General features: G+C 67.8%; 13 protein-coding genes. 9 read left to right on the top strand and 4 right to left on the bottom strand.

From position 1 onward, the window contains the following. The 4 genes from I5803_RS00815 to I5803_RS00800 all read left to right on the top strand — a co-directional run bounded on the left by I5803_RS00815 (nucleotide 1) and on the right by I5803_RS00800 (nucleotide 5,912). A complete protein-coding gene (locus I5803_RS00815; protein WP_196984530.1) occupies nucleotides 1–2,847 on the top strand; it encodes a PAS domain-containing hybrid sensor histidine kinase/response regulator in 2,847 nt (948 codons plus the stop codon). Between the two features lie 82 nt (nucleotides 2,848–2,929). After that, nucleotides 2,930–3,505, top strand: a complete 576-nt coding sequence (locus I5803_RS00810; RefSeq protein ID WP_196984529.1) for a GbsR/MarR family transcriptional regulator — start codon at nucleotides 2,930–2,932, stop codon at nucleotides 3,503–3,505. Nucleotides 3,506–3,507: 2 nt separating this feature from the next. Further along, nucleotides 3,508–4,881, top strand: a complete 1,374-nt coding sequence (locus I5803_RS00805; protein ID WP_196984528.1) for a cytochrome ubiquinol oxidase subunit I — start codon at nucleotides 3,508–3,510, stop codon at nucleotides 4,879–4,881. Between the two features lie 17 nt (nucleotides 4,882–4,898). Beyond that, on the top strand, nucleotides 4,899–5,912 hold the full coding sequence (locus I5803_RS00800; protein WP_196984527.1) for a cytochrome d ubiquinol oxidase subunit II: 1,014 nt from the start codon (nucleotides 4,899–4,901) through the stop codon (nucleotides 5,910–5,912). A 152-nt stretch (nucleotides 5,913–6,064) separates the two neighbouring features. Here I5803_RS00800 and dnaE read toward each other — a convergent pair whose 3' ends face one another. The 4 genes from dnaE to I5803_RS00780 are packed head-to-tail and all read right to left on the bottom strand — an operon-like array spanning nucleotide 6,065 to nucleotide 11,683. Next, nucleotides 6,065–9,550, bottom strand: coding sequence for a DNA polymerase III subunit alpha (dnaE, locus tag I5803_RS00795; protein WP_196984526.1), 3,486 nt, complete (start codon nucleotides 9,548–9,550; stop codon nucleotides 6,065–6,067). A 58-nt stretch (nucleotides 9,551–9,608) separates the two neighbouring features. Then, nucleotides 9,609–10,505 (bottom strand): pirin family protein, encoded by an 897-nt coding sequence (locus I5803_RS00790; RefSeq protein WP_196984525.1) that lies wholly within the window; start codon nucleotides 10,503–10,505, stop codon nucleotides 9,609–9,611. 12 nt (nucleotides 10,506–10,517) lie between these two features. Then, nucleotides 10,518–10,937 carry a DoxX family protein gene (locus I5803_RS00785; protein WP_196984524.1) on the bottom strand — a complete coding sequence of 140 codons (420 nt, stop codon included), beginning with the start codon at nucleotides 10,935–10,937 and terminating at the stop codon, nucleotides 10,518–10,520. Nucleotides 10,938–10,981: 44 nt separating this feature from the next. Beyond that, complete coding sequence (locus I5803_RS00780) at nucleotides 10,982–11,683, bottom strand: pirin family protein (protein ID WP_196984523.1); 702 nt, start codon at nucleotides 11,681–11,683, stop codon at nucleotides 10,982–10,984. 87 nt (nucleotides 11,684–11,770) lie between these two features. On the opposite strand from I5803_RS00780, the gene I5803_RS00775 reads away from it, so the two are divergent. From I5803_RS00775 to I5803_RS00755, 5 genes are all read left to right on the top strand, one after another. Continuing rightward, the gene (locus tag I5803_RS00775; RefSeq protein ID WP_196988415.1) at nucleotides 11,771–12,709 is read left to right on the top strand and encodes a LysR family transcriptional regulator; all 939 of its coding nucleotides are present in this window, start codon (nucleotides 11,771–11,773) and stop codon (nucleotides 12,707–12,709) included. A 7-nt stretch (nucleotides 12,710–12,716) separates the two neighbouring features. Further along, nucleotides 12,717–13,772, top strand: a complete 1,056-nt coding sequence (locus I5803_RS00770) for an NAD(P)/FAD-dependent oxidoreductase (protein WP_231402312.1) — start codon at nucleotides 12,717–12,719, stop codon at nucleotides 13,770–13,772. Between the two features lie 82 nt (nucleotides 13,773–13,854). Then, nucleotides 13,855–14,733, top strand: a complete 879-nt coding sequence (gluQRS, locus tag I5803_RS00765; protein ID WP_196984521.1) for a tRNA glutamyl-Q(34) synthetase GluQRS — start codon at nucleotides 13,855–13,857, stop codon at nucleotides 14,731–14,733. Then, the gene (trmB, locus tag I5803_RS00760; protein WP_354001607.1) at nucleotides 14,730–15,455 is read left to right on the top strand and encodes a tRNA (guanosine(46)-N7)-methyltransferase TrmB; all 726 of its coding nucleotides are present in this window, start codon (nucleotides 14,730–14,732) and stop codon (nucleotides 15,453–15,455) included. Before gluQRS ends, trmB begins: the two co-directional genes overlap by 4 nt. 69 nt (nucleotides 15,456–15,524) lie before the next feature. Beyond that, the gene (locus I5803_RS00755; RefSeq protein WP_196984519.1) at nucleotides 15,525–16,661 is read left to right on the top strand and encodes an ABC transporter substrate-binding protein; all 1,137 of its coding nucleotides are present in this window, start codon (nucleotides 15,525–15,527) and stop codon (nucleotides 16,659–16,661) included. Nucleotides 16,662–16,665: the final 4 nt, after the last annotated feature.

The raw sequence follows: 16,665 nt of genomic DNA, 5'->3' as shown, positions 1-16,665 counted from the left end.
ATGGACGTCGACATCGACCTGGACCTGCCGGTCCTGCCCGGGTTGCAGGAGGCGCCCGTGGCCGACAACGCGCCGGGAGCGCCGGAGGCGCTGCGCGAGGAACTGCGCATCGCGGGGCGGCAGCTGCAGCGCCTCACGGAGAAACTGGCCGAAGCGCAGGCCACGCAGTCCCTGCTCTTCGCGACGCTCGATGCGACGGACGACGGCGTGTGCGCCCACCTGTTCGGCGAAGGCCGCTTCATCTTCAACCGCTCCTTCGTCACGATGTGGAGCCTGCCGGAGGACAAGCTGTCGGACCTGAGCGCGCAGGAGCTGCTCGCCATGCAGTGCGCGCAGGTCAAGTACCCCGCCGAGCTCACCGAGGACAGCACGCACTTCGATGCCGACGCGGAAAGCTTCAGCGTGGTGGAACTGCACGACGGACGCATCTTCGAGCGCCATGGCCGTCCGCAGATGCTGCAGGGCAGGAGCGTGGGCCGCGTCGTCGCCTACCGCGACGTCACGCAGCGCGTGAACTTCGAGCAGAAGATGATGTTCAACCACATCGTCGTGGAAACCTCCGGGCCCATGGCCTGGGTGGACCGCGAGACGCGGCGCGTGACGTACGCGAACCGCGCCGCGTGCGAGATGCTGGGCCTCGCCGTCGACGAGCTCGTGGGCGAGACGCTATCCGATGTCGATCCCGCCTACGGCGACCATGCGCTCATCCCGCTGGACGCGGAACTGCGCCGCACCGGCAAGCCCGTCGCGTTCCGCACGCAATACCGCCGCAAGGACGGCAGGCTGATCCATGTCGACGCCGCGATCTCGCTGGCCGAGCAGTCGGACCGCGAAATCTACATCCTGAGCTTCAAGGACATCACCGAGCAGAAGCTCGCCTCGCGCGAGAAGCGCCGCCAGCAGGCGCTGCTGCACGCGCTGATCGACTCGATCCCCGACGCGATCTCCTACCGCGACCCGGAGGGTCATTACCTCGGCTGCAACCTGGCCTTCTCGGCGATTCGCGGCAAGACGATGGAAGAAGTCGCCGGCCGCACCTCCGAAGAACTCTTCGAGGAGCCGATGGCCCGCGACGTGCGCGCGCGCGACGAGGAGGCACTGCGAAGCCTCTCCATGGTGACGCTGGAGGAGACGATCGCACTTCCCGGCGGGCACGAGGCCGTCTTCGAGACGGTGCGCAATCCGCTGCGCGACATCGACGGCAGGCTGCTGGGCATCCTCGCCATCAGCCGGGACATCACCGACCGCAAGAAGGCCGAGGAGGAAGTGCGCCGGGCGAAGGAGCTCGCCGAGGACGCGACGCGCATGAAGAGCGACTTCCTCGCGAACATGAGCCACGAGATCCGCACGCCGATGAACGCGATCATCGGCATGTCCCACCTCGCGCTCAAGACGGACCTGAGCCCGCGCCAGCGCGACTACATCGGCAAGGTGCACGCCTCGGGCCAGCACCTGCTGGGGATCATCAACGACATCCTCGACTTCTCCAAGGTCGAGGCCGGCAAGCTCACGATCGAGCAGGCGCAGTTCGGGCTCGACGGGCTGCTCGAGAACGTCTCGAACGTCGTCGGGCACAAGAGCAGCGCCAAGGGCCTCGCGCTCGTGTTCGACGTGGCTGCCGACGTGCCGCGCCACCTGGTGGGCGACTCGCTGCGCATCGGCCAGATCCTCATCAACTACGTCAACAACGCCGTCAAGTACACCGACAAGGGGCAGGTGGTGATCTCGGCGCGCGTGCAGCAGCGCAGCGCCCGCGACGTGCTGCTGCGCTTCGCGGTCGAGGACACCGGCATCGGCCTCACGCCCGAGCAGCAGGGCCGCCTCTTCCAGAGCTTCCAGCAGGCGGACAGCTCCACCACGCGCAAGTACGGCGGCACGGGGCTGGGCCTCGCCATCTCCAAGGACCTCGCGCGGCTGATGGGCGGCGAGGTCGGCGTTCACAGCGCGCTCGGGCACGGCAGCACGTTCTGGTTCACGGTTCGCGTCGGCATCGACGCGCGGGCCGCGGCGCGACCGGCGGCGCCGCTGGAGGCCGCGGCGGCCACGGCGCCCGAAGGCGCGCGCATCCTTCTCGTGGAGGACAACGACATCAACCAGCACGTGGCCTGCGAGATCCTGCGCGACGCCGGTTTCGTGGTGGAAGTCGCGGACAACGGCGCCGTCGCGCTCGAACGCGTGCAGGAGCGCCCCTACGCCCTCGTGCTGATGGACATGCAGATGCCGGTGATGGACGGCGTCACGGCCACGCGCGAGATCCGCAAGCTCGCGCAGTTCGCCGAGATGCCGATCATCGCGATGACCGCCAATGCCATGGACCGCGACCGCCAGCGCTGCCTGGATGCCGGCATGAATGACTTCGTCTCCAAGCCGATCGACCCCGTCGGGCTGGCCGCCGTCGTAACGAGGTGGCTGGAGCGCGCGCGGGCCGCGCCGACGGTGCCTGCGCCACTGGCCGAGCTGCCCGCTCCGGCAACCGCGGACGCCGGCTGCGCCGCGCTCGCGCGCATCCCGGGGCTCAATGTGGCCTTGGGCCTGGGCCGGATGATGAACAAGAAGCCCCTCTACCTGGCGATGCTCAGGCGCTACATGCAAAGCCAGCGCGATTGCCCCATGCAGGTGTGGTCCGCCATCGAACGCGCCGACTGGCAGACGGCAGAGCGTATCGCCCACACCGCCAAGGGACTGGCCGGGAACATCGGCGCCGACGGCCTGGCCGCCTCGGCCCAGGCGCTGGAGACCGCCTTGCGGGAGCAGCGCGGCATCGCGGAGCTGGAGCCGCCGCACCGGGAATTCGCGGGACAGCTCACCGCCCTCACGGACGCGCTGGCACAGGCGCTCCCGGCCTGAAGCCGGGCAGCCATGACCCCGCCGCATTGTTGAGTTTTCAGTAATTCCTGAAAACTCAGGAAATTCCTGCCACAATGCCCGCATGTCCCTGCAAGACCACCTGCCGCCGCTCTCGCGCCAGTTCGTGTCTCACTTCGGCGAGATGGGCAGCCGCTGGGGCATCAACCGCACCGTCGGCCAGATCTACGCGCTGATCTTCATCTCCGCCCGCCCGCTCAACGCGGACGAGATCGCCGAAGCACTCGAGTTCTCCCGCTCCAACGTGAGCATGGGCCTGAAGGAACTGCAATCGTGGCGGCTCGTGCGGCTGCGGCACCAGCCCGGCGACCGGCGCGAGTACTTCGAGGCGCCGTCCGACGTGTGGGAGATCTTCCGCGTGCTCGCCGAGGAGCGCCGCCGCCGCGAGGTGGAGCCCACGCAGTCGATGCTGCGCATGGCCCTGCTCGAGGAACCGACGAACGATGCCGACCGCCACGCGCAGGAGCGCATGCGCGAGATGCACGAGCTCATCGACCGCCTGATGACCTGGTTCGACGACGTGCAGAAGCTCGCGCCGGAAACCGCGATGCAACTCATGGGCATGGGCGCGACCGTCACGCGCGTGCTCGAGCTCAAGGACCGCATGACGGGCAAGGCGCCCGCCAACAGGAAGAACTGACCATGGACACCCTCCTTCTCTCGCGCATCCAGTTCGCGGCGAACATCAGCTTCCACATCCTGTTTCCCACGATCAACATCGCGCTGTGCTGGTTCCTCGTGTACTTCCGCCTGCGGCGCGGCGCCGCGAAGGACAAGGCCGCCGCGCAGGACTGGGAGGAGGCGTACTACCTCTGGACGAAGATATTCGCCCTCACCTTCGCGCTCGGCGTGGTGTCGGGCATCACCATGAGCTTCCAGTTCGGCACCAACTGGCCGGGCTACATGGAAAAGGCCGGCAATATCGCGGGGCCCCTGCTCGGCTACGAGGTACTCACGGCCTTCTTCCTGGAGGCGACCTTCCTGGGCGTGATGCTCTTCGGCCGGGGCCGCGTGTCGGACCGCGTGCACATGGTGGCCACGCTCATGGTCGCCGCGGGCACGACGCTCTCGGCGTTCTGGATCCTGAGCCTCAACTCGTGGATGCAGACGCCGCAGGGCTTCGAGATCATCGACGGCAAGTTCCACGCGACGAGCTGGCTCGAAGTGATCTTCAACCCGTCCTTTCCCTATCGCCTCGCGCACAAGCTGCTCGCCTCCACGCTCACGGCCTCGTTCCTGATCGCTGGGCTGTCGGCCTGGCAGATCCTTCGCGGCGCCGCGAACGGCGGCACCCCGCGCGCGCTGCGAGCCGCGGTGATCGCCGCGGCCATCGCGATCCCGCTGCAGATCGTCGCGGGGGACATGCACGGGCTCAACACCCTGCAACACCAGCCGGCAAAGATCGCCGCGATCGAGGGCATCTGGCACACCGAGAAGAGCGCCCCGCTCACCCTGTTCGGCTGGCCGAACGAGAAGGAAGGCCGTACCGACTACGCGATCCAGGTGCCCAAGCTCGCGAGCCTGATCCTCGCGCACGACATCGACGCCGAACTGAAAGGCCTGGACCAGTTCCCGAATGCGCACCCACCGGTCGCGCCGGTGTTCTGGGCCTTCCGCGTCATGGTCGGCGTGGGCGTCCTGATGCTGCTTGTCTCGTGGTGGTCCGCGTGGCAGCTGCGCAAATCGCGCGCGTCGGGTGAAGTGCCGCGCCGCGTGTTGCACGTGTTGACCGCGATGACGTTCTCGGGCTGGGTTTCCACGCTCGCCGGCTGGTACGTGACGGAGATCGGCCGCCAGCCCTTCCTCGTCTACGGCATGCTGCGCACCTCCGACCTGGTCGCGGACCATCCCAGCGGCATGGTGCTGTCCACGCTCATCGCCTACCTCGCGACCTATGTCTTCCTGCTCGTCTCCTACATCCTGGTGCTGATGTACATGACGGGCCATCCCGCGCAACCCACGGCCCAGACGCCGCAAAGCCCCAAGGCCGCCACGCCCGTTCGCGGCCCGGCCTGAACCGGAAGGAGCACAGCATGAACCTCACTTGGGACAACACCCTGCCGCTCTTCTTCATGGCGGTGATGGGCCTCGCGCTGCTCGCCTATGTCGTGCTCGACGGCTACGACCTCGGGGTCGGCATCCTGCTGCCCTTCGCGAGCGACGAGGAAAAAGACGTGATGGTGTCGAGCATCGGCCCGTTCTGGGACGCCAACGAAACCTGGCTCGTGCTGGGCATCGGCGTGCTGCTCATCGCCTTCCCATTGGCGCACGGCATCGTGCTCTCGGCGCTCTACCTGCCCGTCGCGATCATGCTGCTCGGCCTGACGCTGCGCGGCGTGTCCTTCGACTTCCGCGTGAAGGCGCGCGCCGCGCGCAAGGACATGTGGAACCGCCTGTTCTCGCTCGGCTCGGTCGTCACCGCCATGGCGCAGGGCTGGATGCTTGGGAGCTACCTGACGGGTTTCGGCTTCGATGCGATCTCGCTGGCCTTCAGCGCCGGCATCGCGCTGACGCTGCCCACCGCCTACGCCATGCTCGGCGCGGGCTGGCTGATCATGAAGACGGGCGACACGCTGCAGCTGAAGGCCGTGCATTGGGCGCGGCGCGTGCTGTGGCCGATGGGCATCACGCTGGTGGGCATCTCGCTCGCGACGCCGCTCGTGAGCCACACGGTATTCGAGCGCTGGTTCGCGATGCCGCAGTTCCTGGGCCTGCTGCCGATCCCGGTGGCCTGCGCCGTGGCCTTCTTCGCGGCCTTCCAGGTGATCACCAAGCCGAAGATCGTGGCGGCGGGGTATGGATGGATCGTCTTCGCCAGCACGGTGCTGATCTTCGTGCTCGCCTTCATCGGCCTCGCGTACAGCCTCTATCCCTATATCGTGATCGACCGCCTGACGGTGTGGCAGGCCGCGAGCGCGACGAAGTCGCTGATCTTCATCTTCGTGGGCGTGGCGATCACGCTCCCGGCGATCATCGTCTACACGGTCTTCATGTACCGGGTGTTCTGGGGGCGGGCGAGTGCGTTGACTTATGGGCCGGGGGGATAGGCGTTCGAGGGATCTTTTTGGACGCAGAATTCGCAGAAGTTACGCAGAAGAAGCCCAGAAAAATTCAAGATTTCTTTGGTCTTTTTCTTGTCTTCATTCTGCGTAACTTCTGCGAATTCTGCGTCCAAAAAATGAAGCCCACAACGCAATCTCTACTCGTACACGATCTGCGCGAGCCCCTGGTCCGCCTGCGCCATCCAGCTCGCCAGTGCCGCATCGCTCGGGAAGAACTTCGCATCCTCCCCGAGTTGCAATTCCGCCGTCGCCGCATCGCGCCGCAATGAGAGGCGTACCGGCAGCCCGCGCACCAGCTCGCCCTGCTCCGACATCTCCCGCTTGGGCGGGAACTCCCGCACCAGGCGCTTGATGTCCGGCGCCTTGCCGTTCACGGCGACGCGCAGGAACTTGCCGAAGCGGCAGCGCGCCGTCGCCAAGTCCCACACCTGGTTCACGCTCAGGCGGTAACCGCCCGTGAAGCGGTCCGGCTGCAGCTTCGCCATCACGATGACCAGTTCGTCGTCCTTGAGCAGGTTGCGCGCGGCGTTGATCACGCCTTCGTCGGCCGTGGCTTCGATGACACCGGTCTTGTCGTCGAGCTTGAAGATCGCGAGCTTGCCGCGCTGGCCGTTGATCACGCGGAAGTCGCCCACGATGCCCGCGAGCAGCTGCGGCTCGCGGCTGTCGATCAGCTCCTCGATCTCCCGCTTGACGAAGCGGCGCACTTCGGTGGCCGTCTCATCGAACATGTGGCCCGAGAGGTAGAAGCCGATGGCGGCCTTCTCGTGCGTCAGGCGCTCCTTCACGCCCCAGGGCATAGCGTCCACCAGCGGCGGCTCCTGCGTGCTGGCCGCATGGGAATCGCCCATGTCGAACAGGCCGCCCTGGTTCGCGTTGGCCTCCGCCGCGCTGGCAAAGTCGAAGGCGCGGTCCACCGACGCCAGCAGGGACGCGCGATTGAGCTGCAGGTTGTCGAAGGCGCCGGCCTTGATCAGCGCTTCCACCGTGCGCTTGTTGATGCGCGTGCGGTCCACCCGAACGCAGAAGTCGTACAGGCTGGTGAAGGGGCCGGACACATCACCCGACGGACCGCCGCCCCGGCCTTCCCGCGCGGCGACGATGGCATCGATCGCTTGCTGCCCCGTGCCCTTCACGGCACCCAGGCCGTAGCGCACGACCTTGTCCGAAACGGGCTCGAAGCGGTACACGCCGCGATTGACGTCCGGCGGCTCGAAGGTGATGTTGAAGTGCTTCTTCGCGTCCTCGAACAAGGCCTTGAGCTTGTCCGTGTCGTCCATTTCCACCGTCATGTTGGCGCAGTAGAACTCCGCCGTGTAGTGGACCTTCAGCCAGCCCGTCTGGTAGGCGAGCAGCGAGTAGGCGGCGGCATGCGACTTGTTGAAGCCGTAGCCCGCGAACTTCTCCATCAGGTCGAAGATCTCGTCGGCCTTCTGTTCGCCGATGTTCTGCTTCGCGGCGCCGGCGCGGAAGATCTGCCGGTGCTCGGCCATCTCCTCGGCCTTCTTCTTGCCCATCGCGCGGCGCAGCAGGTCGGCGCCGCCGAGCGAATAGCCGCCCAGGAGCTGCGCGGCCTGCATCACCTGCTCCTGGTAGACCATGATGCCGTAGGTCTCCGACAGCACCTGCTCCAGCAGCGGGTGCGGATACAGCACCTCTTCCCGCCCGTTCTTGCGCGCGCAGAAGCTGGGGATGTTCTCCATCGGGCCCGGCCGGAACATCGCGTTCAGCGCGATCAGGTCTTCCAGGCGCGAGGGCTTGGCGTCGCGCAGCATGCCCTGCATGCCGCGGCTTTCGAACTGGAACACGGCCTCGGTCTTGCCGTCGGCGAACAGGCGATAGGTGTGCGGGTCGTTCAGCGGGATCGTCTCGAAGACGAAGTTTTCCTGGCCCTGGTGGCGCGCACGGATGAAGTCCTTCGCGATCTCCAGGATCGTGAGCGTGGCGAGGCCCAGGAAGTCGAACTTCACGAGGCCCGCGGCCTCCACGTCGTCCTTGTCGTACTGGCTTACCGCCGATTCGCTGCCCGGCTGCTGGTAGAGCGGCGTGAAGTCGGTAAGCTTGCCCGGCGCGATCAGCACGCCGCCGGCATGCATGCCGACGTTGCGCGTGAGGCCTTCGAGCTTCTGCGCGAGGCCCAGCAGCGTCCTGACTTCGTCCTCCCGCTCCAGCCGCTCGGCCAGCAGCGGCTCCTGCTTGATCGCGTCGTCGATGGTGACGTGCGTGCCGGGCTTGTTGGGGATGAGCTTGCTGATGCCGTCGCAGAACGTGTAGCTCATGTCGAGCACGCGGCCGACGTCGCGGATGGCGGCGCGCGCGGCCATCGTGCCGAAGGTCGCGATCTGGCTCACCGCGTTCTTGCCGTACTTGTCCTTGACGTAGTCGATGACGCGGTCGCGGTTGCTCTGGCAGAAGTCGATGTCGAAGTCGGGCATCGACACGCGCTCGGGATTCAGGAAACGCTCGAACAGCAGGTTGTATTCCAGCGGGTCGAGGTCGGTGATCTTGAGCGAATACGCGACGAGCGACCCGGCGCCCGAGCCGCGTCCCGGGCCCACCGGGCAGCCGTTGTTCTTCGCCCAGTTGATGAAGTCGCCCACGATGAGGAAGTAGCCGGGAAAGCCCATCTTGAGGATGGTCCCGATCTCGAATTCGAGGCGCTCCACGTAGCGCGGCATCTCCTGCTCGCGCCGCGCGGCATCGGGGTAGAGCTGCAGCATGCGCTCCTTCAGGCCCTCATGCGACAGGTAGCGGAAGTACTCCTCGATCGGCATGCCGTTGGGCGTGGGGTAGTCCGGCAGGCGCGGCTTGCCGAGCTCCAGCACGAGGTTGCAGCGCTTGGCGATCTCCAGCGTGTTGGCGACGGCGGACGGCAGGTCGGCGAAGAGCGCTTCCATCTGCGCCTGCGACTTGAAGTACTGCCCATGCGTGAACTTGCGCACACGGCGCTGGTTGCCCAGGATCTCGCCTTCGGAGATGCACACGCGCGCCTCGTGCGCTTCGTAGTCGTCCTCGCGCGTGAACTGCACCGGATGCGTCGCGACCACCGGCAGGTTCAGCCGCGCCGCGAGCTGCACCGCGGCGCCCACATGGGCCTCGTCGTCCGCGCGGCCCGCGCGCTGCACCTCGATGTAGAAGCGGTGCGGGAAGACGGACGCGAGCTCCAGCGCCACTTCGGCCGCGCGGCTCCCGTCGCCCTGCAGCAGCGCCTGGCCCACGGGGCCGGCCTGCGCGCCCGACAGCATGATGAGGCCCTCGCCCAGTTCGCGCAGCCACTCGAGCTTGAGCACGGCCTGCGCCTTGACGACGTTGCGTGTCCAGCCGCGCGCGAGCAACTCGCACAGGTTCAGGTAGCCCTGGCGGTTCTGCACGAGCACGATGGCGCGCGCGGGCGCGGTGCCGTCCTTGCCGAGACCCTGCAGCATGACTTCGGCGCCCACGATCGGCTTCACGCCGGACGAGCGTGCCTGCTTGTAGAACTTGATCGCGCCGAAGAGGTTGTTGAGGTCGGTGATGGCCAGCGCGGGTTGCGCATCGGCGGCCGCGGCCTTCACGATTTCGTCGATCCGGTTGGTGCCGTCGACGATGGAAAACTCGGTGTGCAGGCGCAGGTGAACGAACATGCGCCGATTCTACTTTCGCGCCCCGCGTCCGGCGCATGCGCACCGATGTGTTACGCGCTCAGGAGACTGGTTCCGGCGGCGTGAAGCGCGTGGGCGGCAGCGGGATGAATTCATCGTCGCCCGCGACCTTGCCCATCCGCTGCGCCTCCCAGTCGTCGGCAGCCTGCAGGATGCGCTCCTTGCGGCTGGAGACGAAGTTCCACCACAGGTGGCGCGGCGCATCCAGCGGCTCGCCGCCGATGACGACGAAGCGCGCGGGCTGCACGGCGCCGATGCGCACGCTCGCCCCCGGCGCCAGCACGGACATGACGCGCGCCGCCTGCGCATGCCCGTCCACCGCGATCGCGCCCTCCACGGGATAGATCGCCATCTCCGGCTGCAATGCCGGCAGGTCGAACGATCCGCCCACGGGCAAGGTGACATCCAGGTACAGCGTCGGCGACGACGGGGTCACGGGGGACGAGACGCCGAACGCCTGTCCCACCAGCACGCGCACGTGCGCGTCCTGCACGGTCGATTCAGGGATCGCCGAAGACGGCGTGTGGACGAACGAAGGCTCGTCTTCCTCGCGCGCCATCGGCAGCGCCGTCCACAACTGCAGGCCGTGCATCGTGTACGACGCATCCAGCAGATGCTGCGGCCGGCGCTCGGAGTGGACGATGCCGCGGCCCGAAGTCATCCAGTTGATGGCCCCCGGCTCGATCAGCTGTTCGTTGCCCAGGCTGTCGCGGTGCATCATCGCGCCTTCGAACAGGTAGCTCACCGTGGACAGGCCGATGTGCGGATGCGGCCGCACATCGTTGGTCACGCGGGGCGGGACGGGGACCGGGCCGAAGTGATCGAAGAAGATGAAGGGCCCGACGCTGCGCTGCTTCGCGGAAGGCAGCAGGCGCCGGACGACGAAGCCGCCGCCCAGGTCTTTCTCGTGCCCCGTGAGTTCAAGCGCGATGCCCATCGGCCCATCCTATCAGCGTTGCGGATTCCTGCCGTCCACGCTCAGGCGGCCGGCGCCCCAGGCGGCGAGCGCGAAGAGGCCGCCGGCGATCGCGAGGTTCTTGTCGAAGTTCATCTTCTGCATGCCTTGCTGCGCGGCTTCCACGGCCCAGTAGTTGTGGAAGATGAAGGTGATGACGACCGTGAAGAGCCCCAGGCCGAGCGCGGCCCAGCGCGTCTGCCAGCCGACGAGGATCAGCAGGCCCAGGCCCAGCTCGGCCGCGATCGCGATCGCGGCGCACACTTCGGGCAGCGGCACGCCCTTGGAGGCGATGTACCCCGCGGTGCCCGCGAAGCCCATGATCTTGCCGAAGCCGGAGGGGACGAACAGCCAGGCGATCAGCACGCGGCCGATGAGGGCAAGAGTGTCCTGGAAGGAGTTGTTGGAGTTCATGGAACAGCTTTCTCGTGGGTGAAGTCAGGGGTTGAAAAAAGGGTTCACGCTTCCAGGTCGAACACCAGCACCTCGGCCTGCTTGCCGTTGGAGATGGCGATCCGGGATTCGTTCTCGAGCATAGCCGCGTCGCCTGCGCGCAGGTGCTGGCCGTTCACCTCGACCTCGCCGCGCACGACGTGCACGTAGCCCTTGCGCGTCGGCGCGATGTCCAGCGACGCGCTTTCGCCGCTGTCGAACAGCCCGGCGTACAGGCGCGCACCGGCGTGGATGAGCACCGAGCCCTGCGCGCTGTCGGGCGAAGCGACCAGGCGCAGCTTGCCGCGCTTGTCGGCCTCGGCGAAGCTCTTCTGCTCGTAGCTCGCGGGAATGCCGGTGACGTTGGGCTCGATCCAGATCTGCAGGAAGTGCGTCGTCTGGTCGGGTGCATGGTTGAACTCGCTGTGCTGCACGCCCGTGCCCGCGCTCATGCGCTGCACGTCGCCGGGCGGGATGCCCTTCACGTTGCCGAGCGTGTCCTTGTGCGCGAGGTTGCCCTCCAGCACGTAGCTGATGATTTCCATGTCGCGGTGGCCGTGCGTGCCGAAGCCGCGCCCGGGGGCGATGCGGTCCTCGTTGATGACGCGCAGGTTGCCGAAGCCCATGTGCTCGGGGTCGTAGTAGTTCGCGAAGGAAAAACTGTGGAAGGACTTCAGCCAGCCGTGATCGGCGAAGCCGCGTTCAGAGGATTTGCGAAGTGTGAGCATCGTGGGCCTTTCTGCCGTGTGATGCATCCAATGTAGGGGCGGGAAGGTCCCCGGCCGAGCGCCCGGGTTTGATGGCATCATTCAAAAATTATGAATGCCCGGGAAGCCCTGACGCCCGATGCCCTTGCGCTGCTGCAGACGGTGGCCCTGACCGGCAGTTTCGCTTCCGCCGCGCGCGAGCTGGGGCTGGTTCCGAGCGCCGTCACCTACCGCATCCGGCAGATCGAGGACGCGATGGATGTGCTGCTGTTCGACCGCAGCTCGCGGCAGGCGCGCCTCACCGAGGCTGGCGCCGAGCTCCTGCGCGAGGGCGGGCGGCTGCTGCAGGAAATCGATGCCGTCGCGAACCGCGTGAAGCGCGTGGCGAGCGGGTGGGAGTCGCAATTGACCGTCGCCGTCGACACGGTGATCTCCTGCGGCACGGTGATGGAGCTGGCGCAGGCATTCCTGGAAGTGGCGCCGGCCACTCGGCTGCGGCTGCGCGACGAATCGCTCTCCGGGACGCTGGAAGCGCTCGTCACCGGGCAGGCCGACCTCGCGATCGGCGTGGCGGTGGAGCCGGGCAATTTCCCCGGCCTGCAGACGGCCAGCCTCGGCGAACTGAATTTCGTCTATGTCGTCGCGCCGCACCACCCGCTCGCGGCCGTTCCGGATCCCGTCCCGGACGACGTCCTGCTGCGGCACCGTGCGATCGCCGTCGCCGATTCCGTGCGGCAGGGCGTCGCCGTGACGCGCGGGCTGCTGGCGGGCCAGGACGTGCTCACGGTGCCTTCCATGGGCGCGAAGCTCGATGCGCAACTGCGCGGGCTGGGCGGCGGCTTCGTGCCCGAACCCATGGCGCGGCCCTACGTGGAGACGGGCAGGCTCGTGGTCAAGGTGATCGCGCGCAGCGTCGTGCGCGCGCCGCGCATGACGTATGCGTGGCGCAGCACGCCGGCGCCGGGGCGCGCGCTGCAGTGGTGGCTCGCGCAACTGGAGAGCAAGACCACGCGCCAGGCGCTGCTCCAGAGGCATGCCAGGGCCTGATGTCACAATGGCCGCAATGTCCAGCAAAACCAGAAACATCGCCGTGATCGGCGCAGGCATCGCGGGCCTGGCCTGCGCGCGAACCCTGGCGCAAGCCGGCCACCACGTCACCGTGCTGGACAAGAACGCCACCCCCGGCGGCCGCGTCGCGAGTTGCGACTCGCCCTTCGGCACCTTCGACCACGGCGCGCAGTACTTCACCATCCGCGACAGGCGCTTCGAACAGGCGCTCGCCACCGCGCCGGGCGCGTGCAAGCCGTGGAGCGCGAATGCGGTCCGCGTGCTCGACCCGCACGGGCGCGTCGCGGAAGCCGCACTGCCCGGGCACGAGGCGCACTGGGTGCCTGTGCCCTCGATGGACGCCCTGCCCCGCTACTGGGCCCAGCCGCTCGCGGCGGCGGGCCGGCTGGAGCTGGAGACGCGCGTGACCCGCATCGAACGCGACGCGCTCGATGCGAGCCGATGGCAGCTCGCGACCACCGGCCCCGGCGACTCGGTGCATGTCTACCCCGGCTTCGACACGGTGCTGCTGGCGATGCCCGCCGCGCTGGCGGGCGGGCTGCTCGCCACGACGGCACCGAAGCTCGCGGCGCACATCGAGCACGTGGAAGTCGCGCCCTGCTGGACGATGATGCTGGCCTTTCCGCAGGCCGTGCAGCCGACGCTCACGCACCTGGGCCCGCAATGGAATGCGGCGCTCAGCACGCACCACCGGATCGCCTGGCTCGCGCGCGAATCGTCCAAGCCGGGGCGCGGCGTGGTGGAGCGCTGGACGGTGCAGGCCAGCGCCGCGTGGTCGCAGGAACACCTCGGCGACGACGAAGACCGCGTGCAGGGCAAGCTGCTGAAGGCCTTCGCGGAAATCACCGGCATCCACGCCGAGCCCTCGCTGGTGCAGATGCACCGCTGGCGCTGGGCGAAGACGCAGCAGCCGCTCGGCCGCAGCCACCTGTGGGACGGCAAGAGCGGCATCGGCGTGTGCGGCGACTGGTGCCTGGGACACCGCGTGGAAGACGCGTTCGTGTCCGGGCTGGAGCTCGCGCTGGCGGTGCACGCCGCCTGAGGGGGAGGCGGTGAGCGCCGCCGGGCCGCCCCAAGGCGCGAAGGCCCCCTCGGGGGGCAGCGCAGCCCAAGAAGTGACAACCGTGCGGGCCGCATACGTCGGACGTTTTGCGCCTTCGCCGACGGGGCCGCTCCATTCGGGCTCCCTGGTGGCTGCACTCGCCAGTTGGCTCGATGCCCGCGCGCAGTCGGGGTGCTGGCTGGTGCGCATCGAAGACGTCGACACACCGCGCTGCGTCCCTGGCGCCGCGGAACACATCCTCCGGCAACTCGCCGATTGCGGCTTGCATGCGGATGAGCCGCCGCTATGGCAGTCCCGACGCGGCGCATCGTACGAGACAGCCTTGCAACAGCTCACGGCGCAGGGCCGCGCCTATCCCTGCGCCTGCTCGCGCAAGGACATCGAAGCCGCGCTCGCGGCCATGGGCCATCCCCACCAACGCCATGCGGAGCTCGTCTATCCCGGCACCTGCCGCGACGGCCTGCAAGGCAAGCCCGCACGCGCGTGGCGATTTCGCGTCGAGCCCGGGCTGCTCGCGTGGCGGGATCGGCGTCTGGGTGCACAGCATCAGGACGTCGAGCGCGAGGTGGGCGACTTCATCCTGAAGCGCGCGGACGGCTTGTGGGCCTACCAGCTCGCGGTGGTGGTCGACGACGCCGCGCAAGGCATCACGCACGTCGTGCGCGGCGAAGACCTTGCGGACAACACCGCGCGCCAGATCCAGCTGCAGCGGGCGCTGGGTTTCGCGACGCCTGCGTACCTGCACACGCCGCTCGTGCTCGGCGCGAACGGCGAGAAGCTCTCCAAGCAGAACGGCGCGCAGGCCGTGGACACGAGCGATCCCATGACGGTGCTGTCCGCCGCCGCAGCCGCGCTGGGCCTCGCCGCGCACGCAGGCCCGCGCGCCGATGCCCTCGCCGCGTGGGTGGCACAGTGGCGCCTTCTACAATCGGCACGGTGACAGACACCGATCCCAGCAGTCCTCCCGGACCAGGCGCCGCACCCGAGGGCGTGACGCATCCCCGCGCGATCCGCAGCTTCGTGCGGCGCGCGGGCCGCACCACCACCGGCCAGGCCAAGGCCTTCGAGACCCTCGGCCCGGCATTCATCATTCCTTACCGCGCGGCGCCGCTGGATTTCGCCGCCGCGTTCGGGCGCGACGCACCCGTCGTGCTGGAAATCGGCTTCGGGATGGGAGAAGCCACCGCGCACATCGCCGAATTGATGCCCGGGACGAACTTCCTGTGCTGCGAAGTGCACGAGCCCGGTGTCGGCGCGTTGCTCAAGCGCATCGGCGAGAAGGGGCTCACCAACATCCGCATCGTCGCGCACGACGCGGTGGAGGTGCTGGAACACATGCTGCCCGCGCAGTCGCTCGCGGGCGCGCACATCTTCTTTCCGGACCCGTGGCACAAGCTGCGGCACCACAAGCGCCGACTGATCCAGCCGCCGCTCGTCGCGAAGCTCGCGTCGCGCCTCGCCCCGGGCGGCTACCTGCACTGCGCGACCGACTGGCAGCCCTACGCGCAGCAGATGCTGGAGGTCATCGGCGCCGAGCCGCTCCTGCAGAACACGGCGGCCGGTTACGCGGAGCGTCCGCACTACCGCCCGCTCACGAAGTTCGAGAATCGCGGACTGAAGTTGGGGCACGGCGTGTGGGACCTGGTATTTCGCAGGCGTTGACCGCGCGGGCGGGGCGGGAGTAATGTCAGGCATCGAACTTGCAAATCGTTGGAGAGAGGGAAAACACAAATGAATACAAATCGACGTTTCGTGCTCGCGGGTTCTGCCGCCGCACTCGCCCTGGCGGCCCTGCGTCCCGCATTCGCGCAAGGCAAGGCACGCAAGATCGTGGTGGGCCAATCGGTGCCGCTCACGGGCGCCGCCGACCAGATCGGCACCACGTATTCGGCAGGCGCCAAGGTCTTCTTCGACGCGTTCAACGCGCGCAAGAACAACCCCGGCTACTCTTTCGACCTCAAGCAGATGGACGACGGCTACGTGCCCGCCAAGGCCGCCGCGAATGCGAAGAAGCTGCTCGACGACGGCGCGGACATCCTCTTCGGCTTCGTCGGCACGGGCAGCAGCCACGCGGCCGCCGAAGTCGCGGCCAAGGAAGGCGCGATCTTCTTCGCGCCCTTCGCGGCTTCCGATGAACTGCGCGACGCCTCGCACGCGCACGTGTTCCATGTGCGGCCCAGCATGGCCGACGAAGCCTTCAAGATGGTGCGCCACTGCGCCACGCTGGGCCAGACGCGCATCGCGGTGCTCGCGGAAGACGACGCGATGGGCAAGGCCGGTCTCGCGGCCGTCAACCAGGCGCTCGCCGAACAGAAGCTGCCGCCGCTGGTGGGCTCGGCCGTCGTGCCCGTCAACAGCGACAAGGTCGATGCGGCCGTCGCCGCGCTGTTCAAGCTGCAGCCGCATGCCATCATCCAGGTGTCCCTGTTCAACACCACGGCTGCCTTCATCCGCAAGATGCGCAAGGCCGGCTATGCGGGCGCGTTCATGAACTTCTCGGTGGTCGGCATCGACCCGCTGTTCGCGACGCTCGGCAAGGACATCGGCGGCGTGGTGATGTCGCAGGTGGTGCCCTCGCCGCGCAATTCCACGACACCCATCGTCAAGGAATACCTCGCCGCGATCGACAACACCGACCAGACGGCGTCGTACGAGAGCCTGGAAGGCTACATCGCCGCGAAGACACTGGCCGAAGCGGTGCGCCGCGCGGGCAAGGGCTTCGACAAGGCGAGCCTGCAAAAGGCGATGGGCACGATGAACGACTACGACGTCGGGGGGTTTCGCATCAACCTGCGCGCCGGCGTGCGCGATTCGGTGCGCGCGATCGACCTCGTGACGATCACGCCCGACGGGAAAATCGTCCGCTAGGCTG

Origin of the sequence: Caenimonas aquaedulcis, assembly GCF_015831345.1 — a bacterium.
GTDB lineage: Bacteria > Pseudomonadota > Gammaproteobacteria > Burkholderiales > Burkholderiaceae_C > Ramlibacter > Ramlibacter aquaedulcis.
The sequence above is the reverse complement of the archived record's forward strand: the minus strand, read 5'-3'. Positions and strand labels throughout refer to the sequence as shown.